Annotated in this window: 17 protein-coding genes; 1 reads left to right on the top strand and 16 read right to left on the bottom strand. The window is 52.4% G+C overall.

Features of this window, described 5'->3' with window-relative positions; genetic code table 11:
* Window positions 1-23: 23 nt before the first annotated feature.
* The 14 genes from ACFO9Q_RS21455 to ACFO9Q_RS21390 all read right to left on the bottom strand — a co-directional run bounded on the left by ACFO9Q_RS21455 (window position 24) and on the right by ACFO9Q_RS21390 (window position 18,139).
* A complete protein-coding gene (locus ACFO9Q_RS21455; RefSeq protein ID WP_379185627.1) occupies window positions 24-698 on the bottom strand; it encodes a tetratricopeptide repeat protein in 675 nt (224 codons plus the stop codon).
* 83 nt (window positions 699-781) lie between these two features.
* Window positions 782-1,603 carry an MBL fold metallo-hydrolase gene (locus tag ACFO9Q_RS21450; RefSeq protein WP_379185626.1) on the bottom strand — a complete coding sequence of 274 codons (822 nt, stop codon included), beginning with the start codon at window positions 1,601-1,603 and terminating at the stop codon, window positions 782-784.
* A gap of 477 nt (window positions 1,604-2,080) precedes the next feature.
* A complete protein-coding gene (locus tag ACFO9Q_RS21445) occupies window positions 2,081-2,305 on the bottom strand; it encodes a helix-turn-helix domain-containing protein (protein WP_006040330.1) in 225 nt (74 codons plus the stop codon).
* 232 nt (window positions 2,306-2,537) lie between these two features.
* Window positions 2,538-2,966: a GtrA family protein gene (locus ACFO9Q_RS21440; RefSeq protein ID WP_379185625.1), complete on the bottom strand. Its 429-nt coding sequence runs from the start codon at window positions 2,964-2,966 to the stop codon at window positions 2,538-2,540.
* Window positions 2,953-3,966: a glycosyltransferase family 2 protein gene (locus ACFO9Q_RS21435; protein ID WP_379185624.1), complete on the bottom strand. Its 1,014-nt coding sequence runs from the start codon at window positions 3,964-3,966 to the stop codon at window positions 2,953-2,955. Before ACFO9Q_RS21435 ends, ACFO9Q_RS21440 begins: the two co-directional genes overlap by 14 nt.
* Window positions 3,967-3,993: 27 nt before the next feature.
* Entirely contained in the window at window positions 3,994-7,812 is a 3,819-nt protein-coding gene (locus ACFO9Q_RS21430; protein WP_379185623.1) for a glycosyltransferase family 39 protein, read from the bottom strand.
* A gap of 199 nt (window positions 7,813-8,011) precedes the next feature.
* Window positions 8,012-8,746: a YhcN/YlaJ family sporulation lipoprotein gene (locus ACFO9Q_RS21425; RefSeq protein WP_379185622.1), complete on the bottom strand. Its 735-nt coding sequence runs from the start codon at window positions 8,744-8,746 to the stop codon at window positions 8,012-8,014.
* 179 nt (window positions 8,747-8,925) lie between these two features.
* Entirely contained in the window at window positions 8,926-10,125 is a 1,200-nt protein-coding gene (gene rhaI / locus ACFO9Q_RS21420; protein ID WP_379185621.1) for an L-rhamnose isomerase, read from the bottom strand.
* 39 nt (window positions 10,126-10,164) lie between these two features.
* Window positions 10,165-10,839, bottom strand: coding sequence for a ribulose-phosphate 3-epimerase (rpe, locus tag ACFO9Q_RS21415; RefSeq protein WP_379185620.1), 675 nt, complete (start codon window positions 10,837-10,839; stop codon window positions 10,165-10,167).
* An 18-nt stretch (window positions 10,840-10,857) separates the two neighbouring features.
* The gene (locus ACFO9Q_RS21410) at window positions 10,858-11,898 is read right to left on the bottom strand and encodes an alcohol dehydrogenase catalytic domain-containing protein (protein WP_379185619.1); all 1,041 of its coding nucleotides are present in this window, start codon (window positions 11,896-11,898) and stop codon (window positions 10,858-10,860) included.
* Window positions 11,895-12,980 carry a galactitol-1-phosphate 5-dehydrogenase gene (locus ACFO9Q_RS21405; protein WP_379185618.1) on the bottom strand — a complete coding sequence of 362 codons (1,086 nt, stop codon included), beginning with the start codon at window positions 12,978-12,980 and terminating at the stop codon, window positions 11,895-11,897. The genes ACFO9Q_RS21410 and ACFO9Q_RS21405 overlap by 4 nt, the downstream gene beginning before the upstream one ends.
* Window positions 12,981-12,999: 19 nt before the next feature.
* Window positions 13,000-13,902, bottom strand: coding sequence for a sugar phosphate isomerase/epimerase family protein (locus ACFO9Q_RS21400; protein WP_379185617.1), 903 nt, complete (start codon window positions 13,900-13,902; stop codon window positions 13,000-13,002).
* Window positions 13,903-14,064: 162 nt separating this feature from the next.
* Window positions 14,065-15,207, bottom strand: a complete 1,143-nt coding sequence (locus ACFO9Q_RS21395) for a GntR family transcriptional regulator (protein ID WP_379185616.1) — start codon at window positions 15,205-15,207, stop codon at window positions 14,065-14,067.
* 103 nt (window positions 15,208-15,310) lie between these two features.
* Window positions 15,311-18,139 (bottom strand): hypothetical protein, encoded by a 2,829-nt coding sequence (locus ACFO9Q_RS21390; RefSeq protein WP_379185615.1) that lies wholly within the window; start codon window positions 18,137-18,139, stop codon window positions 15,311-15,313.
* 142 nt (window positions 18,140-18,281) lie between these two features.
* Between ACFO9Q_RS21390 and ACFO9Q_RS21385 the strand changes: the two genes are divergently transcribed.
* Window positions 18,282-19,163: a helix-turn-helix domain-containing protein gene (locus ACFO9Q_RS21385; protein WP_379185614.1), complete on the top strand. Its 882-nt coding sequence runs from the start codon at window positions 18,282-18,284 to the stop codon at window positions 19,161-19,163.
* A gap of 17 nt (window positions 19,164-19,180) precedes the next feature.
* Here ACFO9Q_RS21385 and ACFO9Q_RS21380 read toward each other — a convergent pair whose 3' ends face one another.
* Window positions 19,181-20,551 carry a glycosyl hydrolase family 28 protein gene (locus ACFO9Q_RS21380; RefSeq protein WP_379185613.1) on the bottom strand — a complete coding sequence of 457 codons (1,371 nt, stop codon included), beginning with the start codon at window positions 20,549-20,551 and terminating at the stop codon, window positions 19,181-19,183.
* A gap of 209 nt (window positions 20,552-20,760) precedes the next feature.
* Window positions 20,761-21,864: a GntR family transcriptional regulator gene (locus tag ACFO9Q_RS21375; RefSeq protein WP_379185612.1), complete on the bottom strand. Its 1,104-nt coding sequence runs from the start codon at window positions 21,862-21,864 to the stop codon at window positions 20,761-20,763.
* Between the last annotated feature and the right edge of the window lie 35 nt (window positions 21,865-21,899).

The raw sequence follows: 21,899 nt of genomic DNA, 5'->3' as shown, positions 1-21,899 counted from the left end.
AATCTTTTTATACAATATATGCCTTAGGTCAGCTTCCTGAGCCATAATCGCAGAGCCCAGCCTCTCTCCTGCCTCTTCTTATACCTAGGCAAGGATCGGTATATGCGAAGACCCTCCCCCAGCGCCTCCGCAGCATCCTCCTTGCGGTCCATCTCCTTGTAGACGGCTGCCAGACGGTAATACGCTTCACATGAGGAGGATTGAATAGACTGGAATTGCTGCAAATAATGAAGAGCCCGCTCCGTATTCGACCTGGAATGCAGGGCTGCCAACCTGAGATAAGGAGCGCCGTACTTCACTCTGGCATTAAGCTCCAGCGCGCGCTCCACTGCTGCTACCCCGCCGCCGGGATCCCCTGTGAACAGCCGGCTCGTCCCGAGATCATCCCAGAATTCGGCTGAATGCTCCATCGTCTCTTGAAGCGGCTCCAGCAGCTCTCTGGCCTTGCTGAACTTCTTCCTCTCTATGAGCAGTCTGGCAAGCTCAAGCTTCGAGCTCACATCATTCGGACTGAGCGCAATCTGCTGCTTCAGCCTGCTGATCTTGCGCATTCGCCTCAGCGGCTTAATGAAGCTTGGCGACAGCCCGAGGAAGCGCCGGTCGAGGAAGTAGAGGATAGCCAGCAATACAAGCAAGGCTACGATAGGATTGCCGAACAGCCAGTTCAGCAATAAGAAGGAGAAGAACAACTTGAACATAGTAACCTCCCGTATGTGCTACATGATTCATCATGCCGTAGAATCCATGATATCACAATTTCTCCATATAAAAACTGCCAAATCTACAGACCCAGCTCTCTCTCGAACAAACGCTGATTGCCCTGATGAAACTTGCGAAGATTACGCGGAAATCTGCAGCCGTCTATGATGCGGTCAATGCTCGCTTGATTCCGGCTGAGTGTCGCCTCCCTCATTCGGTCGATGTAAGCTATGGAGTCCTTCTTGCGGCGAAGCATCTCCTCTCGGCTATCCGTTGGTTCACCATGCCCAGGCACCAGTAGTTGAATGGAATGCCGCTCTAGAATGAGCTCTGTCTTCGCCAGCGTTGCCTCATATTCTTCGCTGCTGTGATAGATGAATGGGAACTCAATATCGGAGAGATAATCCCCCGCAAGCCAGAGTCCAAGCGGCTCTACAATGGTGAATAGCCCGTCAGGATTATGCCCTGCCGCTTGATAGAACGTCAGGCGCGTACCGCCAATCTGAAGGGTATCCCCATCTCGAACCGCTTCCATATCGACGGCCGGGTACTCAATCTCATAGCCGCGAGTTAAGTAATAATCATCGTCGAAGGCCCTAATCTGCTCAAGTGTAGCCTCTATATAAGCTGGCTCCTGACGAGCGAAGGCACCGCTTGCGATAACCTTAGCACCGGGGAAGGCTCGGTAGCCGAGAATGTGGTCATAATCCGAATGGGTGAACAAGAGGTAGAGGGGCCGGTCAGCGAGGATGGAATAGGTATGCTGCCTAATCTCCTCCACTTCATGTGGAAGCCAAGTAGGATCGACAACTAGCACCAGGTCCTCCGTCTGAATGACTGCTGACAGCGTCTCGTACAGTGCGCTTCGGAATAGGGTTGTTGTGTTATTTTGCAAGATAATCAAGGTCGTATGTCTCCTTCATTGTATTCTCAGGTTGTACCCTTATAGTCCTAGTATATCATGCAAGACGACACACTTACGTTGCAAAATGACACTAGAAAAAGGATGGACTTGTGAGCAACCTTCGTCACACTATACCGCTCGCTCAGGATGTTGCCACAATGGATTGCTTCAAATTCATTCGAATTACCAGTTCCTGAACGAAGGGGATAGTGAGCAAAAGGAGAAAATGAGGGGTACTGACGGCACTCCTAGATTACGCAACAATAAAAAACCGAACAAGATCCATAGAATCTCGTCCGGCTATGCACTGTTGGTGATCTTATACCGTTGTATTCAAATCCGATGGAGAAGGAGGCTGTCATCCAGCTGGAACATCCCGATGCCTAAATGTTGTAGCCTATGTACCCCAAATCAAAAAACCTCCTATCCCTGCTTTCTTGCGAAAGCTGGTAAGAAGGTTTATCAAGGTTTAGAAAGTTAGATTTGTAACTCCCCAAGCTTAATTAGCTCGACAACCGCTTGCGAACGACCTTTAACGTTTAATTTTTGCATGACGTTGGAGATATGATTGCGTACGGTTTTCTCACTAATGAATAATTGTTGTGCAATATCCCTAGTCGTTTTGTCTTGTACCAGAAGCTCGAATACCTCGCGTTCACGATGGGTTAATAGGAACTTGCTCTTGTGGTCGCTACCCTTCAAAGTTTAATCACCCCTCCTTGCGCGGGTTTTATATGGTTTTAACAAGGTTAAGGGATACAGTCAAAGTATAGTATGAATTCGCGGAGTCAATGGTGCGATGTCGGGGGAAAATGGGCACTTCGCACAATATTGATGCTGAGAATAAAAAACAAGCCAATGCCTCTAGATGACATTGGCTTATGTAAGACATACGATGTTGGGGAGCACCTGCATCGGCATCTGCACCTCCCACCTACCCCGCTGCCCCGTCTCCCGCTACGTTCCGAAATACCCAGCTTCTGCTGCCAACGAAGTTCAGCACCATCGTCACACCTGTAACGAGCAGCTTGGAGAGCAGCGGGTGAAGACCAAGCCAGCTTGTGGCGGCATGCAGCAGTCCCAGCGACACAGCCAGCACGGCCAAGTTCAGCGCAAGGAATCGAAGAGCCTGCTTGCGAGAAGCCGCCGCTGTCACCTTGCCACTCTTGAACGTAACAAGGCGGTTCATGACATAGCTGTTCCCCATCCCAGCGCTGTACGACACGACCTGGGACAGCGGTACATTCAGTCCAAGCCAGATCAGCAGGGTGAAGATGGCGAAGTCAACAGCGGTGTTCATAAGTCCGACCAGATTGAAGGTAATGAACTGGCGTACCAGCTGAGCACGGCTAGCTGCGGGCATAATCACGCTCTCGTTCCACAGCTTCCTTGTGCGAAGACGAATCCATGCCTTGTGCAGCTCGCTGCTCAGCATGGAACCCTTGCGTCTCTCTCACGATATAGAGCGGCCTGTTCTTCGACTCCTCGTAGATTCGTCCGATATACTCGCCAATGACGCCTAGTATGATGAGAATAAGTCCATTGAACAGCAGCGTTACCGCAATCGTAGATGCCCAGCCCTTCACGTCCACTCCGCCGAACAGCTTCTGCAGCAGCACGACAACCAAGTAGACGAAGGACGTGAACGATACGGCGAAGCCTACATAACTGGCAAGCTTCAGAGGCTTGTACGAGAAGGAAGTAATCCCATCTAGGGCGAACCCAATCATCTTCTTGAGCGGATACTTGGTCTCCCCGGCGAACCGCTCTTCCCTCACATACTCGACCATCGTCTGACGGAAGCCTACCCAGCTGACCAAGCCGCGTACGAATCGATTTTTTTCCTTGAGCCCCTTGAGCACATCACATACTTTACGATCAATTAATCGGAAGTCTCCGGTGTCAGTTGGAATGTCGACGTTGGTCAGGCTGCGCAGGAAGCGGTAGAAGAGCAGTGCTGTTGTTTTTTTGAACAGGGTCTCTCCCTTGCGCTTCTGCCTCTTGCCGTATACGACCTCGTACCCTTCCTTCCACTTCGCAATCATGTCCAGTATCACTTCCGGCGGATCCTGAAGATCGGCATCAATGATGACAATGGCGTCACCCTCGGCATAGTCCATCCCCGCTGTAATCGCAATCTGATGGCCGAAGTTGCGGGAGAAGTTAATGAACCTCAGCCTGGAATCCTGCTCGCACAGCCCCTCGACGATGGATGCAGTCCGATCCCGGCTCCCGTCATTCACGAGAATGAGCTCATAAGGCTCTTGCAGGGAATCCATGACGAGCTTCAACCTCCGATAGGTTGTCTCAATGACTTCTTCCTCGTTGTACATCGGAACGATAATGCTATAGGTTGCTCTCATCCTTGTCCATCTCCTTCACTCCAGCCGTCAGCTATAGAATACCCAACTGGAGAACCATCTCAACATGGCCTCTACATAATCTTCACTTACAATCATACCAGATAAGACGGGATAGAATAATAGGAACAGCAGCACTGCACTGCCGATATAGACCATCCTGAGCCGGCGTACCGCTGGCTGCTTCGCTTCCCATACTGAGAATAGATAGACGATACTCAGAATGAGGAAGGGGACCATCGCAAAATAATGATAAATAAACGTCAAGCGAGGCACCAGCATCCAAGGCAAATACTGCGATAGGAAGGCAATCCAGATGATATACATGCGGCGGTCCTTCCGCTTGATACTCAGCCATATCGCAGCAACCACGGCGAATATTCCAGCCCACCAGATGAGCGGGTTGCCAAGCGCAACGATGCTCGACACTTGATCCGGCGAGACCGAGCCATTCCCGCTGTAATACCAGACCGGACGCTTCATGAACGGCCATTCCCACCATGACGAGGCGAACGGATGTGTCGCGACCAGCTCACTGTGGTAATCGAGCATATGCTTCTGTTCATTGATGAGTCCTTGCAGCGTATAGGTTCGATCCTCGGCAGTCAACGTCGGGATGAAGGCTGCTGCATAGATGGCGAGCGGAATGACGACATAGAACAGCACACAGACAGTTAAGGTGAGAACGGTATATCTAGGGAAGACGTTCACGATGTGCTCATATCTCTCCCTTGCAGCCTCTGGTACGCTGCGCCCTGCAAGCTTGCGCTTCGCAGCCCTGTACGTTACGTAACGCTCGAACAGCGACAGCCCGAGCATAACCGCGAGTCCAATACCGCCGTAGATGACTATCCACTTCGAAGCCGCGCCAATGCCGAAGAACAGACCGGCAAGGAACAGAGGAAGCAGCGTCTTGCGAAGAGGAACTTCATAGAAGCTGACCGTGTAATAGCGATACATGAAGTAGAACATGATCAGGATGAAGAAGACGCCGTACACATCAATAGTCGCAATTCGAGTCTGGACAAAATGCATGAAATCGACCGCGAACAGTCCCGCGGCGGCAGCCGCATACTCCGGCTTCCCGAACAGCTGTCTTGCAAATAAGTAAATCAAGGGCAGCATCGCCGCTCCAAATAACGTTCCCACAATACGCCAGCCGAACGGATTCAGCCCGAACAGCTTAATCCCTATCGCGATGAGGAGCTTGCCGAGCGGAGGATGGGTTGATTCATACGGTACAATGCCTTCAATATGCTCATATGCCGTTCTGGCATGATAGATCTCATCGAAGTAGGTCCCATTCTTATAACTAGGCTTATAGGGAACCTTAGCCTGTTCGTCGAACAAGGCAGAGAAGCTTCCCTTCTTGGAAATATCGCTGCCTGCTGCAACTTCCCCCATTGATTCAATACGCAGCGGCTTCGTCTCACTCCCTTGATAGAACGCGATCTCATGCAGGGCGAATCCCTTCTCCAGCACGGTCAGCTTGACGTAACGCGCGGATACCGTCAGCGGCAGAGCATTCCACTGGAAGACACGGCCGACTCCCTCTTCAACCGTAAGGGGAGAGTTCCACCCATCTAGACTGTTCCCGAATTCGAGCATATACTTCCCGCGTCCGACTCCGCCATACAAGTGAACGCTGCTAAGCTGCTTCGTCTCACCGAGATCAACATAGAAGCTCTCGTTCACCGATGCAGGCTTCCAGCTCGTCTCTGGACCTCGCATATCTCCAAGCTGTATCAGCGCAACTACCGTATAGAGGAGGGTAATTCCGCCCATCCACCACCAATCCTTGCGAGTGAGACGATGGCCCGCCGACTGCGGAACAGCCGCGAGCAGCCGCTCATCTTCCTCTCTGCGCTGTGCATCTGTTGCGGGTTCGAGCGGAATGGTTCTCCCCTTCCAGAACCAATCATACCCGATAATGAACATATAGATCAGCAGACCGAGGTTCAGGATAGAGGATACGATTACAATCCCGTCATGGCTCTCTGGATGCTGATTGTGCGCGGAATATGCGAGTACATACCCAACGTTAATGAAGTGGGTGACACTGAGTCCCAGCAGCAGGTGGAGAATCCGTCGATCCTTCATCTCCATATAACTGAAGATACAGAGGAGAATAGCTGGGAACAGATATCTCTCATGCATCTTCGCGCCAACAATGAACATGATGGCAATTAGGACAAGACCGATATAGAAGGCTCCGCTCGAGCCTGATTGAGCCAGCTTGCGCCCCTGCTTGCCGAGGAACAGCCATACTGCGCTTGCGACAGCGAGGACTATGGCCAGGTTCCCCCAGGTACTGTAGGAGACCCACATCCATTCCTTCTCCAGCGGCTGCCAGTTGCCCCCTGTCAGATTGAACAGATTGAATGCATTCACACTTGCATAAGGGTACGACTCCAGCGTCGTTCGGTACAGCTTGATAATGGCAGAGACACCGCCGTTGCTCCAGAAGAAGGGTGCGGCTAGTACCGCGAATGCCCCAGCACCGTACAGCGCGCTAAGCAGAGTCCTCTTCCATTCCCCTCTCCAAGCAAGTATTAACAGCAAGACAGGGGTGAAGATGAGTGCCTGCGGCTTAATCAAGACCGTGACGGCGAACAGTATGACCCCTCTCTCCGTCTTGCCCTCCTTGACGGCGTACAACGCTAATAACAGGAACATGGCGAAGAAGGAGTCCACTTGACCCCAAGCGGAGGAATTAACAAGTACAGCCGGGTTGAAAAGATACAGCAAGGACAGACCGAAGGCCGCCTTATGTCCCAGCTTGCTCCATCCAAGGCGATAGATCAGATATCCTGTAGCCAGGTCTGCCAGGATAGCGGGCAGCTTAAGCAGCAGGGTTGCCCCATCGGAGCCCATGGGCAGGTCAAGCAGCGTGCGAATAGCTCCAATAACATAGAGTACATACAAGTACCCTGGGGGGTAATCCGCGAACATGCCCTCCTGGTAGAAGTTCGGCAAGCCATGCTCATAAGCATGCTGCGCCCAGTACATGAAGGTGTTCAGATCCGTGGAATATCCATGTACAGCTATGGCGATTCCTATGCGAAGAGCTAGTCCTGCCGCAATCGCAGCAAGGGTCCAGCGCTGAATGGAACGACTTGTTCGCGCAAGCTCTGCTTGCTTGGTACTCCTTAGGAGCACAGACTTCACAAGAACGAATAATAACCAGAATAAGGCGGAGAATAGCAGTACGGGAAGTGCCGAGATTCTCACAGGGGGCTTCTGCTCTGGAGTAGGTGCAGGAGCAGATCCTCCGCCGCTGAAGTCATAGATGGTAGCGTCTTGAGGGGCATCGTTAACCTTCTCTAAGAGCACATCATCGAAGTAGGCTTCACCGGTATTCAGACTGCCATAGCCTCCTACAGCCACTCCGGCCTGGAGCTCAGTCTGAGATTCCCCTGTCCGGCCGTATACGACGACCTGCTGCCACTCCTCCGAAGGCTTCCTTAGCTCTGGCAGAGACTCACCTACGCCACCGACGAATACGCCGGCACCAGCCGCATTCGGGCCAGCTGATAGAACCTTCACCCAGCTCGACAGCCGGTAGATCTTGTTCGGTTCAACCTGAATCGTCTGCAACCACTTCGCATGATTAGCTGAGGCGCTTACAATATGTGCAGCACCTGCTCCAGAGTGTGCAACCTCCTTCGTCATCGCTAAGGTGCTAGTACCTGGCGTCCACTCATCGGCCTTCCAGCTTCCAGCGGTCCCGCTCTCGAAGCCGCTGTCTGAGAGCAGATTACCTCCTGCCCCCTGAACTTGGCTTGGGGGAGTTAGGAATAATAAGGTGAGCAGGAATAGACCCATTAATGCTGTTACCTTCTTCATCATCAGCTTGCTCCTCACACGAATAGGCTATGTATAATAACAATCATTCAATCAGCTAGTCTCTCAATTGTACTGTATCGGAATACGAATAGAGGGTCAACTGCACGATGCAACGAAAACACGAAAAAACCAGACGGGCTAGTTACAGCTAATGCCCGCTCTGGCTCTATTGGTTCCGATGAAATGCCAATCTGTACCACTGTTAATCGTAGATGTAGCTGTCGAAGCGCTGGCCTTCGATTCCTTGTGCACGAACGCCCATCCCATTCCTTCCAGAGCTTGCCGGGAACAGCCGCTCTGCCATCGCATTGAATTCGGCGACGAAGCCTTGAATGGAGCGGTCCAGCTTGAAGTCCTCCATGTAACTGTTCATCCGTCCGACGAAGTCCGGGTTAGCGGATACGTAGACATGATGGACGCTGGGACGGAGCTCCCGCACCTTGGCTGCAATCTCGTCCTTCATCTCTTGGGTAAGACTCTCTTCCCCTGTGGATAAGATGCCAATCGTTCTATCCTGCTTCATGCCGTCCTGTTCGTAGCTGGCATTCGTGCGGCTCTTCATCCGGCTCATGTTATGAAGGTCGCGAAGGGAGACGGCTACGTAGGCGTTGCTGTCCGTGACGAGTACAGCAGCATGCTTCACATGAGGCATCGCACTTACTTCATCCGAGATCTTGCGATTCATCTCGATGTGATAATTTTTATGAGAGCCGACCAAGTTATTGTTGTTCAGTCTTCTTCCGTTCACACGGTTCATCTCGTTCATCTGATCAATGGCGAACCTCTTGTCTTGGACCATATTGCCATTCGCATCATAGGTCACGCTGTGATTACGAATATTACGATTGCCGAGATGACCTTGACTCTGCATTCCACAACCGGACAGCATAGCACTGATGGCTACTCCCGCTGTCATGATGAGCCACTTCCTCTGCATGAATCAACCTCCATCCGAGAATCAGTGTGAATGGGCTATAGCTGCCCGACTATAGGATTGGCTGAATTCATGGGGAGTATGCAGGATACAATGAACTTGTATTGCTTATATCCAGATGAAGAATTTCCTTAAGGCTCAGCGCCTAGGAGGTCTTAACCATTCATGATAGGAGCATCTTCTTACACCCGATACATTGTGCCGTCTCCATATCGCTCCTTGTAAGCACGCATAGGGTCCTGTGGCAAGCCTTGCTCTTCTCTCATCATCTTCACGAGCGGCGACACGTCGCATTCGAACGCCTGGCGAACCGCTTCCTCCGCGCCAAGCACATCTCCTGCTGCTTGCGCTTCAGCCAGCACTTCTCTATTCACTAGCAGCGCCTTAGCATACCCCGTCTGCACATTCAACACGGAGCGAATCATTGCTGGTATCTTAGGCTCAATATTGTGAGACTGGTCAATCATGTAGGCAATGTTATCTACCGTCTCACGAATACTTGCTTCTCCATCTAAGGAGGCTGATACGATCTCATGGAAGATGAGGAATAATTCATAGGGATTCATGGAACCAACGATTAGATCATCATCCGCGTACTTGCGGCTGTTGAAGTGGAAGCCGCCAAGCTTATTCTCATCAATGAGGTACGCAACGATGTGCTCGACGTTCGTTCCTTGGGCATGATGTCCCGTATCGACGAGCACCTGAGCCTGATCACCCAGCTTGATCGCTGCATTGTACGCCATTCCCCAATCCGCCAGGTCAGTGTGGTAGAAGGCAGGCTCGAAGAACTTATACTCAATCAGCATCCGCATGGAGGGGTCAAGCGCGTGGTACATCTCCTGAAGCGCTTCCTGCATCCAAGCCTTGCGCTGGCGCAGATGGCCCTGACCCGGATAATTGGTACCGTCCGCGAACCAGAGACTAAGATCCTTGGACCCCGTCTCTCTAGCAATATCGACACAGTCCAGCAGATGCGTGATTGCCTTGCGTCTGACGGCCGCATCCGGATTGGTCACGCTTCCAAGCATATATTCATCATCCTGGAACAAGTTAGGATTCACGGCGCCGATACGCACTCCTACACTCTCCGCATGCCGGGTCAGCTTGCTGTAATCCTCGACATGGTCCCATGGAATGTGAATGGCTACACTTGGACAGAGGCCGGTCAATCGATGGACCAGAGCCGCGTCATCAATCTTCTCATACGGCGTGCGAGGCGCATCCGAATGGCGGAACACCTTGAACCGGGTACCCGCATCTCCGAACGCCCATGACGGCGTCTCGATCTGAAGAGCTCTTAAGCGACCCTTCACCTCCTCTAGGTTAATTCCTCTGTCTCTCTGCTTCTCCTCGAACCAAGCATAAGCACGATCGGTCATGCTGCACAGCTCCTCCCAGATAGGATACATTCGTCCCACTTAAGCAATACACGTTCTGAACTCCCTCGTTAACTGCTCCAGATCCCCATCCTTGCGGAAAATACTCGAAGTCCCCGCGACAAAAATGTCCGCTCCTGCCTCTCGCATCTTGACCGCGTTATCCCAACTGACATTGCCGTCGACCTCAATCGGAATATGGCTGAAGCCCTGCGCATCCAGATAGGCTCTTGCCGCTCTAATCTTCCTCAGCGTAGCGGGAATCAGCTTCTGCCCGGCGAACCCCGGATTGACCGTCATAATGAGCAGCATGTCGATGTCATCCAGCACATGCTCAATAGTATAGATAGGCGTGGCAGGATTAAGCGCTACACTTGCAAGCGCCCCGTATTCACGTATGGCCTGCAGCGTTCGCTGCAGATGCGGAGTGGCTTCCTGATGGACGGATACCACGTCGCCTGCTCTGAGCTGGAACAGATGAAGATGCTCCTCCGGCTTATGCATCATGAGATGCAGATCGAACGGAATGGCGGTCATGTCTCGTACGCAGTTCATGAAGTCAGGTCCAAGCGTGAAGTTAGGCACGAAGTGTCCATCCATCATATCGAAGTGCAGGTATTCTACCCCCGCCTGCTCCAGTGAGCGTACCGTGCCCTCCAGTCTCCTGAAGTCTACGCACATCATGGAGGGTGAGATTCTGCTAGCGGTGCTGCCCATCCTCTCTCACTCCCTTCTCTAAGGCTTAACGATGACTCGGAACCCCGTATGGCTCTCCGCCTTAACAATCGCTTCATTGATATGCTCTAGCGGATAATGATGAGTCGCGTACTTCTTCATATCAATGCTTCCATTATTGATAAGCTCTACTGCTTGCTGATGATGTCGGGGCAGGGATCCATGCGCGCCATGGACGAACAGCTCCTTGTAATGAATAATGTTCGTATCCAGCGTTACCATGGAACGATCCTTGGGCAGTCCGCCGAACAAGTTCACCCGGCCGCGGTTCTTCGCCATGTAGATGGCATCCACTTGAGATTCAGGCGAAGGATTGCACGTAATGACGACATCTGCGCCAAGTCCGCCTGTCTCCTCCAGTACTCGCTCTATCGCATTCTCTTCCGCCGCGCAGATGTACGCATGCGCCGCTCCAATGCCTCTTGCCATCTCTAGGCGAGGTCGGGAACGATTCACTAATAAGACTCTGGCCCCCATCTTCGCAGCCACTTCGCACAGCATGCAGCCTATAGGTCCGGCACCGATAACAACGACCGTCTCGCCAAGCTTCACATTCGACAGCTCCAGCCCGTTCAGCACACAGGCGAGCGGTTCAGCAAGCGCGGCCTCTTCGTAAGAGACATGATCGGCAATCTGGTGGATGGGACCATAGGACGTCATCATTCGGTTAAGCAAGACGTAATCCGCGAAGCTGCCAGCGAATTGATAGCCCATTGCATAGTTAATCTGGCAGTTGTTGCCGATGCCGGCTTCGCAGAATACACATTCTCCGCAAGGCACATCAGCACCAAGCGAGATGCGGTCTCCTACCTTGAACTTCGTGACGTTGCGTCCTACTGCCGCGACCTGGCCGGCTGACTCATGTCCCAGAATCTGAGGCAGAGCGACTCTGCTGTTGCCATGATGATAGATACGGATATCTGATCCGCAGATGCCCACAGCCTCTACCTTCATCAAGATGCTGTCATCATCCAGCACAGGCATATCTACCTCTCTAACTACCATCTCATTCAGTTGATCCAATACCGCCGCTCTCATCATTCCTGGCTCCCCCTCGTAAGGCTAGATTGCTCTGGCACTGACTGCTCATGCACAACCATTACTTTATTGTAGAACTCCGTGCGATCTCTCATCATAACCAGCGCATCCTTCAGCTCAGGAAGCGTCACCCGATGCGTGATGAGAGCCTGAGCCGGCAGCTTGCCGGATGCCATATAAGCCATAGCCAGCTCCCACTCATTCTTGGGCAAGCTGCTGTAGGAAGAATTCCACGTTCCGGTCAAGGTCAGCTCCTTGCGGAGAATCTCCCAGTACCCTCCCTGCGACAGCTTCATCTCCCCTGCCGGATTGCCCATGAGGACGACGCGTCCGAACGGTCTGGCGGCCTTCAGACAATTGTCCCAGGATGGCGAGCTTCCCGCTCCCTCTACACAGACATCCGCTCCCTTGCCGCACAGCTCACGAACCCAAGCGGCCACATCATGCTGGAGAGGATTCACGGTATGCTCGAATCCGAGCTTCTCGGCGAAGGCCAGCTTGCCCTCATCAATATCTGCGAGCATGACCGTCCTCGCTCCCCAAGCTCTAGACCATAGGGCAAGCATTAACCCGATTGGCCCGGCCCCGCTGATCAGGACATGATCGCCAATATCGATCTTCGCCTTGCGGAGCGCATGAATGGCGACCGCAGCAGGCTCAACCATTGCCATCTCTTCATAGGACAGACCATTCGGAGCAAGCACCAGATTCCATACCGGACTAACTATATATTCCGCCCAGGCACCGTCACGACGTGAGCCCATATAGTCGTAGTTGTCACACAGGGCATATTCCCCTATCTCACAGGATGCACATTCCTTGCAGGGAAGCAGCGGGAAGACACAAGCTGCCTTGCCTATGAGGGAATCATCGGTATGCGGTCCGACGGCAATAATCTCTCCTGCGAATTCATGTCCGGGAATAGTAGGGAAGCTGTAGGTTCCCTTGGTGAACACCCTCGGAATGTCTGAACCGCATACCCCGCAGGCACGAATGCGGATGAGGACTTCCCCTTCCTTCGGCACCGGAGCTTGCACCTCTTCCAATCTTAAGTCGCCAACCGCATGCAATACACTAGCTTGCAAGGACAGCGCCTCCTTCCTGTTAGTCCTTCACGAATTGTCGCCAGTATTGAACGGACTCGGCATGGTCGGCGATAATTCTGAATTCCGTTCCCCACGCTTCACGATGTCCAATCTCGAATACAAGCTCTGCTTCTTCAAGCCCAGACTCCTCTATCGCCTGCAGCAGCGGTTCTCCAAGAATAATGCCCTGCCTGTTGTACTCCTCGGTAAAAGGCCAATGACGGCTGTGATTCAGCTCCGTCTGTTGAATATGAATAATCGGTGAATCCTTGCCAAGCTCCCGCACCCAGCGGTAAGGATCGCGGTCGTTCGGATGCGGCGCATGGCCCACATCCAGGCAGATCTTGAACGGCACTCCTGCATTCTCATTCAACCTCTGCAGCAGCTCCTTCGTATCCTCTACCGTATTAGCCATCTCTCGGGGAATCGACATCGGCTCGAACATTAAGCAGGTCATGCCTAGGTCTCTCGCATACCAGCTGAGCTCATTCCAGTTCTTAATCCCTTCCGAGATCATGTGCTCTCTCCTCGCCGCATCATCGTAATCTGCGAAGGTGAGAATACCGAAGTGGCTTCCAGTACAATGGGCTCCCATCTCCCTTGATACCTTGGCGAACTTCTTGAACCACTCCAGCCACACCTTCCTCTGCTTAGCGTCCGGATGCATGAAGTGGTTGACCCGCGTGAATGCGCTGGTGAAGGTACTCGTTACCTCTAACCCGTACTTGCTTGTATTCTTCTGAATGAGCTCTACCTGCTCCTGAATAATCTCATCCGGCAGGAATACGTTCAGCAGATCGGCAACGAACTGAATGTTCTTCACCCCCATCTCTTCTGCGACAATCCGAGCCCATACGTGAGGTTCAACATACTTATTAATGGCGAAGCCAAGGTTCATTCCAAGCTTGAGGTTGGCCGGCATATGTCCTTCTCCTTTCTATGTTTCAGTAATTATGTATTTAATACTAATATGTATTAGTGATACATTCAATTGTTATTTCTTCATCCCCCTGGCTCCCCCTTCACAAATTTGGCCAAAAAAAAAGCACCTCCGCATTCTCATGCGAAAGTACTTTATTAGCTCTTAGTGAGTCAAATCCCGAACGCTCTTGCGCTCAATTAACTGGGTAGGAAGCTGCAGCGTCCTTGGCGGCATCTCTGGATGTTGGATTCGCTCATGGAGAAGCAGGGCAGCTTGAAGGCCGAGCGGCTCTCCTTGCTTGCGAACGGTCGTCAAGGGAACAGCCAGCAGGCTCGCCATCTGGAAGTCGGTATAGCCGACTATGGACAGCTCGCCTGGAATAGTAATACCTGCTTCTAATGCAGCGTTCATAAGCTGCAGAGCGACATAATCATTCGAGCAGAATACAGCGGTCATCTGCGGGTTGTCTCGAAGATAACGGAGGAGAATGTCCCGAGAATCAGTCTCTTGAAGTCTCTGCCCGTCTCCTGGGCTCGTGAGCACAGAGGAGGACTGCACGGGAACACCTAGATTCACATGTGCGGCAGCATACCCATCATAGCGGTCCTCGCGGCTCATGATCCCGGTAATCTCCTCCGATATGAAGCCGATGTGCCTATGTCCCTTGCGAATGAGATACTCCGTAAGCTCATACGCACCCTGGTAGTGATGGTGAACGACGCTGGACAGATTAAGCTCTCGGAACAGCCGGTCTACGACGACAATCGGGAACTTGTCTAGGTGCATACGCAGCACCTCATCCCCACAAGTCCTCCGATTGCCGGGGAAGAGCAGGATGCCAACTAATCTGGACTCCTCGCGAAGCTCACGAATGAATTGGTCCTCCTGGTGAACGCTCCCGTCTGTGAATCGGAACAAGGATTCATAACCAAGCCTCTTCAGCTCTCTTGCTGCCGCCGCACACACTTGGCCAATATATTCATCCATGACAGGGACCACGATGCCTACTGCCTTCGTTCCAGCTTGAACGGCTTGACTGTCAGTATATGACTCTACCCCTTCAGGCTGTCTGGCCAGGAAGGTTCCTCGTCTAGGCATGCGGTATACGATGCCCTCGCTTACAAGATGCAGCATCGCTTCCTTGCTCGTTCGCGTTGATACGCCGAACAGCTTCGCAAGCTCAACCTCAGATGGCATGGGGTCGTGGGGCTTCAGACCTCGTTCCCGAATGAGTTCTAATATTTTCACACGCATCTGTTCATATAGGACAACCGGACCTCGTACCAGCTTCTCTCCACTCGACATAACTCCGCCCTCACCATCTCTCGTCTCATTCGACGCTGATACATTCGTAGTCCATTAATGTATCAACATCATACAACGGGGGAGGCCATGACGTCCAGAGGAGCTACCGAATGATTGCCCTCATCCCCTCAGGCAGCCTTATCTCATCGTAGTGAATATCGCCGTTCTCATCCTTATGCCACTTCACTTCGATTAAGCCTCGGGCATGGGGGACGGTACCCTCCGCCGAGGACACCCCAGACGTATCTACATGCAGTATGACCTCATCAGGCTCATTAACGGTCGGGAGATGCACGCCAAGCACATGCTTGCTCAGGAAGTAAGTCGGGCAAGCCGACCAAGCATGGCATAGACTGAGGCTCAGATCATAGTATTCAGGAGTCTGGCGCAGCCCCTGCTGGAGGAACCAGCCCCAGCCTTGCCTCATCATATGCTCAGCGACATCTGCAAGTCCGAGGAGATATAGTCCTTCGAAGATGTAGAAGGAGAAGCTTGGGGATACGTACACACCTTGCTCAGGACCATAGCCGTTCACGAATAAGGAGCGCAGATCTTCCTTCACATGACGCATGACCCTCGGTCGCTGCTCCTCGGTCATCACCCCAGCACGCGCAGCGAACAAGCTGGCGTGAACGGAATGGGTGCTGCGTGTTGGATTATCGCTGTAGCAGCCCTTGTCTTCATCCCAGAGTACACGGCGGATGGACGACTCGAGGATATTCATTCGACGCTCCAGCTCTGCTTGATCCTGTTCTCTGCCGATGACACCAGCAAGTCTAGCAGCCCATCGGAGTGCAATGAGATACGTGCAGCTGAATACACAGTGAACCCCCGTACTATCCATGTACCCATCTGTAATCGCCAAGTCGCCATGGAATCCCCCATAGTGCGCCTTAACACCGCGCTTCACGTCCCACTCCGAATCAAGCAGCAAGTCATCTCGTTCATCCGCGAGCTCATGGAACCAGGACAGATTACGGGTAATGGCTTCCCAATATTGCTCGATGAGCTCACGGTCGCCCGTCTGCTCATAATAGACGCCGAAGCCTTCTAGTGCATTCAATGCAAAGTCCGATATCGTGTAATCCCCTGTGTTCGGATAGACAGCTCTGAACTTGCCGGTGGTGTCAGGAGATTGTCCAACCAGCTCCAGACAACGTCTCATTAAGGCATGATCGCCGAATAACACAAGATTATTATGATATTGAATATTGGTATCCCGAATGTACTGCCCTCTCTCCCTCGTGACGCAATCGGTATAGCCATCTTCCATATTCACAGCTTGTGTCCTCGCCCCCATGGCCCAGATCTCATTCAGCAGAGGATCGGAGCAGTGGAACCTCCCCTTCTGCTCTGCTGGATAGCTTGCCGAACGAAGCTCCAGCCCTCGGAGGATGATGTCTCTCTGCGGCTTACGAACGGTGAGCTGCAGGTAGCGGAAGCCTCTCGGCTGTGTGATCCTCCAGTCCAGGAGCGCTTGATGGTCCGCTCCAATGGCCCGATCGCCCAGTCCATACCAATGATAATGACGGAGATGCTGCTGATCCGCGTTCAGATGTTCGCTGTAGGTAAGGTCTGCGACGGCACCTCCAGCTCCTTCAAGCAGCAGACGAGGCCGCGTTAGCCTAGTCATGCCTAGATCAATGAGGACTGAGAAGCCTTCCGGATAATCCTCCTGATGGAAAGTATGACCTTCTAATTCATTAGGCGTGAGCTGCTCCCATGGTTCACCATAGCAGTCCCAGCCGGTCCCCATCTGAGGACTCGTTCCCTGTTCATCGGCGAACACAGGAATCCAGCCGCCGATCTCTTCCAAGTTGTCTTCCGGGGAGTAGGGCAGGAGCTTGCTGCGAAGCAGGCGGTCATACACCTCATGTGCAAGTACAGGGGTTCTCCGGAAGTGAGTGCCGCACCCTGAATCGCGCTCTGCAGAGACAAGGAGCCCTGCCCCCTTAGGAAGAGCGAGATAATGATGAACCATATCTTGAAGCGCCTCTCCGGCAGCCATATAGTAATTCCAGCCTTCATGCAATTGCACACGGTGATTGAGACGCATGCTGTGGACTTGTGATGGAACACCGGCCTCCAGCGGCTTGCCGTTCACCCATGTATGCTGGTAGTACAGCCCCATCGTTACGGTACAAGCCTCAGGTGTATAGATCCAGGTCGTGCAAGCATAGAATCTGCTATTCTGATCCGGCTCATGAATCTCATTCACATGGGGCATCGGTACACTGAAGCTGTATACCTCCTCCCGTTGAGCCAGTGGAAGGACGTGTAGCACTCGCTCCGGCTGAAGGAGTGTCCCTGACATGTAGGGGATGGAACGGGGCTTCAGCGCTCCCCACACTTCTTGGTTGCCCAGCTCTACTGCCGGCTTCCATGGTGTGTCCCCACCCTCTGCAATATGCCAATCTGTATGATCAAGCCGTTGATCATACAAGTCTGCAGCCTTCAGGAACAAGCTTGCCTTGGCTGCATAACGATAAGCCGGCGCTTCGCTGGCCAGCCATGGAGCCGTCCCAGTAGCAAGGTCGATTCTCGGTCCATTCCTCTGGGCGATGCCCCCCCAAGCCATGAATCCAGCTTGCGAGAGCATCGTGATGAAGCTCTTGTGGCCGACGTAATTCACTTGTACAGCAATGACGTTCCTTCCCGGCTTCAGGTGCTGCGACAATTCATGGGTGTCATAGAGCGGATACCTGGGATCGAATCGAACAGGGCCCGAGCCTATGTCATTCCCATTGACGTACAGCTGATAAGAAGTGTCCGCGAATAGATGCAGCAGCGCTTCCTCAGGACGGGCATCCAGCTTCAGGGTAAGCTTGAACCGGGCGAAGAGGTTCCTGCCTTGACCCTCTGGGTCTGTCCATATGGCTCTTACCTTGTCCGGCTTATCCGTTAATAAGGCGATCTTCTCTTGTTGTTCCATTCCTGTACACTCTCCCCTGCATGCATGATAATCCTTTACATCATGATGAGGTTAATTATAATGAAGCTAATCCTATCCATGCGGGTGTGAATGAGACAACATCATAGGGGAATGATGACAAATCGCCGGGAGGTATTGAGTGATGCGAAGTTCTAGAATTCTAACAGGCAGGGAAGTGTATCCTGACGAGCAGCCTATCCATGTCAGCCGTTCAGAGGAAGGCTTCTATCTGGAGCAGCATCGTCATGAATTCATTGAGATCATCTATGTGGAGGAAGGGAGCGGCTTCCATTATATTGAGGAAGAGCTCATTCGCGTGCAGCGAGGGGATATATTCTACTTGCCCGTAGGAGTCTCTCATGTGTTCAGGCCGTCGGGCCAGCCTCCTGCCCCGCCTCTCGTTATCTATAACTGCGTCGTGCAGTCTGCTTGCCTCATTCAGTTGAATAAGCAGTACGAGCTGAACCTTCCTTATTGTCCGAATGAGGATAACTCGGATGCAACTGGAGACCATCCGCGCAACTGGTATAGGTTCCGAGATCAGCAAGAGGAATTAGGGGGCATATTCCGAAGTATGGCACGGGAGAGCATGGGGAGGAGATCTGGCTATACAACTGCGCTTGCTGCCTGGCTGCTGCTCCTGCTTGTTAAGCTGTTCCGTCAGGAGGAGGAGCACCCTTCCGTGCCTGCTTCAATGGCCCACGCCAATGCCATGCAAGCCGTGCTTGGCTGGCTGGAGCTGCACTACAGCGAGGCCGTTACGGCAGAGAGCGCGGCTGCGGTGGCAGGGATGAGCACAAGGCATCTGCACCGGCAATTCAGACTGCACACGGGGCTATCCTTCCTGCAATACTTGCAGAACAGACGAATAGAGCGCAGCTGCCTCTTGCTAGAGACTACTGCGCTCAGTACCAGCGTCATTGCTGATCTGGCAGGCTATCGTGATCGGAAGAGCTTCTACCGCGTATTCAGGAGAATAACCGGTGTCACCCCGATGGCTTACAGGCAGTCTCGGCAATCGTGACAATGTCTCTTCCCTCACTAGAGGAATTGAATGTTGTGAGCGTGCTTCGTATGAAGCCACAGATCATCTTCATTCTTCACTCGCTTATCATTCAGATAGACATGCTCGAACATAATATGATCGATAGGATAATCTGATAGTCCTCCTATGATGGAACAAGTGTAGCCGCTGTTGAAGGACTGCTCGATGGCGTGGATGTTGCTGAAGTGAATGTTGCGTATGCCGCCCTTAGCTGCATCGAAGTTCCATCTGGAATCTACCATGCGGATATCGATAAGCTTATCGTAGAAGTGCTCAATTCGAATGTGATTGTACCGAATATCGCTGACGACCGCACGGTCCCCGTTATGAATGCTCATAATTGAGCCGAAGCCATGAACCGCGATGATGTCAATATTGTCGAATACTATATCGCTTACCGACTCCGTTCGCAGCTCGAATCCAATCTCAAGCGCATTGCCTGCATTCCCATCGCTCGTGTACATGACGCTGTTCTTCACCACGATGCCGCTGACATCCTGCCCCCAGTCCAGCTGAGCATTCTGAGGGTGAAGCTCACGCAGATCCAATGCCTTGACGGCAATGCAGTCATCATTGTTCCGAATGAACACCCCGTCGATGACCACATCCTTCGAGCCAACGATGTCGATGCCATCCGAAGAGACACAGTAGCCAATCTCCTTCACATTGCGTATGAGCACACGCTCACAGGCGCCAAGGACAATCATCCAGTGGGGGGCCTCAATTAGCGTAATTCCTTCCATGAGAACATCTCGGCACCCCTCCAGGACGACGAAGAACTGCCGCCCTTCTCCACGTTGAGGCACCAGACATCCATCCAGGACGCCCCTCCCAATAATCTGAATATGGTTAGCGTTCGTTGAACGAATGACGCCTCGGACGACAGCCCCGCCCTCCAAGTACACGGTCTGGCCGCTATGAATGCGTAGGATGCCAACGTCATAGACCTCGCCGCCTCTGAAGTAGAGGACATTCGGATCCTTCGGATCCGGCACATGTTCTTCCAGCGGATTGGCGAACAAGAATAGCGGCATGGCTTGTCCATTCAGCTCAATGTATAGATTCATCGGCTCCTTTATTGTGAAGCAAGCCGTGTCAGCAGCTGTCACCTCTGCTATGACCGCTCGGCTTAATGGACGAACGACAACGCTCTCTAACGGAGCATTCGAACGAATCCTTATGAATGCTTCTCCTGTGAAGGAGAACGTTGCGAAGTTCGCTACCGTGGCTGGGTACACGAAGACTGGCTCTCCGTTCACTTCTACTTGGGTGCCCTCCGCTGCCGGGCAGCTAGCTGGATACGTATAAGTAACAACTTCGCTATGGCTAGTATGACTGGTATGGCTAGTATGGCTAGTATGGTGCATAAGACAACTCCTTCGCTTATGATGTAAGCCCCCATACTATATCGTATCCCCTGATTCAGCTCTACCACTATCCTTACTATTGCTAACACTCTTGTGACTTGATCGTATGATTCTTCAAGCTGCCTAGTCCCCATTGCTCCTGGAGAGCAGTCAGGGCAGTCCTGCCTAGTACAGGAATATACAGCTCATACTCTGAACGTACGCCATCGTCAATTGGGTACCCTTGATGCACTTCCCGAGGACTTCCGCACCACTAGGGATGTTGGCAGCTTAACCATCTTCCGCTCAGCATCTGGATTATCCATGAGCCCCAAGAGCAGCTCTGCTGCCTTCGCACCTATCTCTTCCTCTTGCTGGACAACACAGGTTGGCGGCACTTGATTCATGAAGGAGTAGGTATCATCGTCGAAGCAGACGACGGATAGGTCTTCCGGCACTCTCTTGCCCATGGCGAGAGCAATCTGGATGATTCGCATACCGATTCCATAGTTGCTTGCGAATACGGCTGTTACTTGAGTGTTCCTATGAAGATAGCTGCGAATATCATCCTCATGGAGTTCATCCAACAGCAGTCTACGGTCAACAGGCAGCCCGCAATCCGACAGAGCGCGCTCATAGCCTGACAGCCTGTCCTCAAGACTTGTCGTTCCTGTCAGCTTAGAAGAAGCGAAGGCAATCTGTGAATGTCCTAGGTCAAGTAGATGCTTGACCCCTTCGTAGGCTCCCTGCTCATGATTGGAGCAGACACAGTTCGTCTCAATTCCCTTCAGATATCGATCTATAATGACAATTGGATATCGATCTAAGGTAAGCCTCAGAATGTCCTCGTTGTAGCTCTCCCCGTCAACGGGATAGACAATTATTCCGCTAACCCCAAGCTCGACTGCTTCTTGCATGCGAAGCTTCTCTCTTGCTGCATCCTCATAAGTGCTGCTAAGCAGCAAGCGGCATCCCGCTTGGTCTAACGTCCTCTCTATCCCCTTCAGCAGGTTGCTGGTGAACCTGTTATCCACACGTGGCAGCAGCAAGGATACGATAGGCTTCTTCCCCCTCTGCTTGTCCGAAGCATACAGAATCGGTCTCCCATTCTTCGCGACGAAGCTTCCCTTGCCCTGAATGCGATAGATCCTGTCTTCCTCAACCAGCTTATCGAGCGCCTTCTTAATGGTGATGCGGCTGACGCTGAACTGCGAGGCAAGCTCATTCTCCGAAGGCAGCTTCTCTTCCGGCTTCCAGGTCCCTGCTTCAATGCCATCTATAATGTAATGGTGAATCTGAGTATACATAGGGGTCTGCTTCTCCCGTTGTGTCATCCATCCCACTCCGTTCCATGTAATAGTACAAGCAT

This window comes from Paenibacillus sp. GCM10023252 (assembly GCF_042653305.1).
In the GTDB taxonomy this organism is placed as follows: Bacteria; Bacillota; Bacilli; order Paenibacillales; family Paenibacillaceae; genus Pristimantibacillus.
The sequence above is the reverse complement of the archived record's forward strand: the minus strand, read 5'-3'. Positions and strand labels throughout refer to the sequence as shown.

Bases quoted from the DNA above. Each gene is read 5' to 3' on its own strand.
- ACFO9Q_RS21390 (WP_379185615.1), bottom strand. From the start codon at position 18,139: ATGGAACAACAAGAGAAGATCGCCTTATTAACGGATAAGCCGGACAAG.
- rpe (WP_379185620.1), bottom strand. From the start codon at position 10,839: ATGGGCAGCACCGCTAGCAGAATCTCACCCTCCATGATGTGCGTAGAC.
- ACFO9Q_RS21455 (WP_379185627.1), bottom strand. From the start codon at position 698: ATGTTCAAGTTGTTCTTCTCCTTCTTATTGCTGAACTGGCTGTTCGGC.
- ACFO9Q_RS21440 (WP_379185625.1), bottom strand. From the start codon at position 2,966: ATGCCCGCAGCTAGCCGTGCTCAGCTGGTACGCCAGTTCATTACCTTC.
- ACFO9Q_RS21385 (WP_379185614.1), top strand. From the start codon at position 18,282: ATGCGAAGTTCTAGAATTCTAACAGGCAGGGAAGTGTATCCTGACGAG.
- ACFO9Q_RS21380 (WP_379185613.1), bottom strand. From the start codon at position 20,551: ATGCACCATACTAGCCATACTAGCCATACCAGTCATACTAGCCATAGC.
- ACFO9Q_RS21395 (WP_379185616.1), bottom strand. From the start codon at position 15,207: ATGTCGAGTGGAGAGAAGCTGGTACGAGGTCCGGTTGTCCTATATGAA.
- ACFO9Q_RS21425 (WP_379185622.1), bottom strand. From the start codon at position 8,746: ATGCAGAGGAAGTGGCTCATCATGACAGCGGGAGTAGCCATCAGTGCT.
- ACFO9Q_RS21435 (WP_379185624.1), bottom strand. From the start codon at position 3,966: ATGAGAGCAACCTATAGCATTATCGTTCCGATGTACAACGAGGAAGAA.
- ACFO9Q_RS21410 (WP_379185619.1), bottom strand. From the start codon at position 11,898: ATGATGAGAGCGGCGGTATTGGATCAACTGAATGAGATGGTAGTTAGA.
- rhaI (WP_379185621.1), bottom strand. From the start codon at position 10,125: ATGACCGATCGTGCTTATGCTTGGTTCGAGGAGAAGCAGAGAGACAGA.
- ACFO9Q_RS21430 (WP_379185623.1), bottom strand. From the start codon at position 7,812: ATGATGAAGAAGGTAACAGCATTAATGGGTCTATTCCTGCTCACCTTA.
- ACFO9Q_RS21400 (WP_379185617.1), bottom strand. From the start codon at position 13,902: ATGCCGGCCAACCTCAAGCTTGGAATGAACCTTGGCTTCGCCATTAAT.
- ACFO9Q_RS21375 (WP_379185612.1), bottom strand. From the start codon at position 21,864: ATGACACAACGGGAGAAGCAGACCCCTATGTATACTCAGATTCACCAT.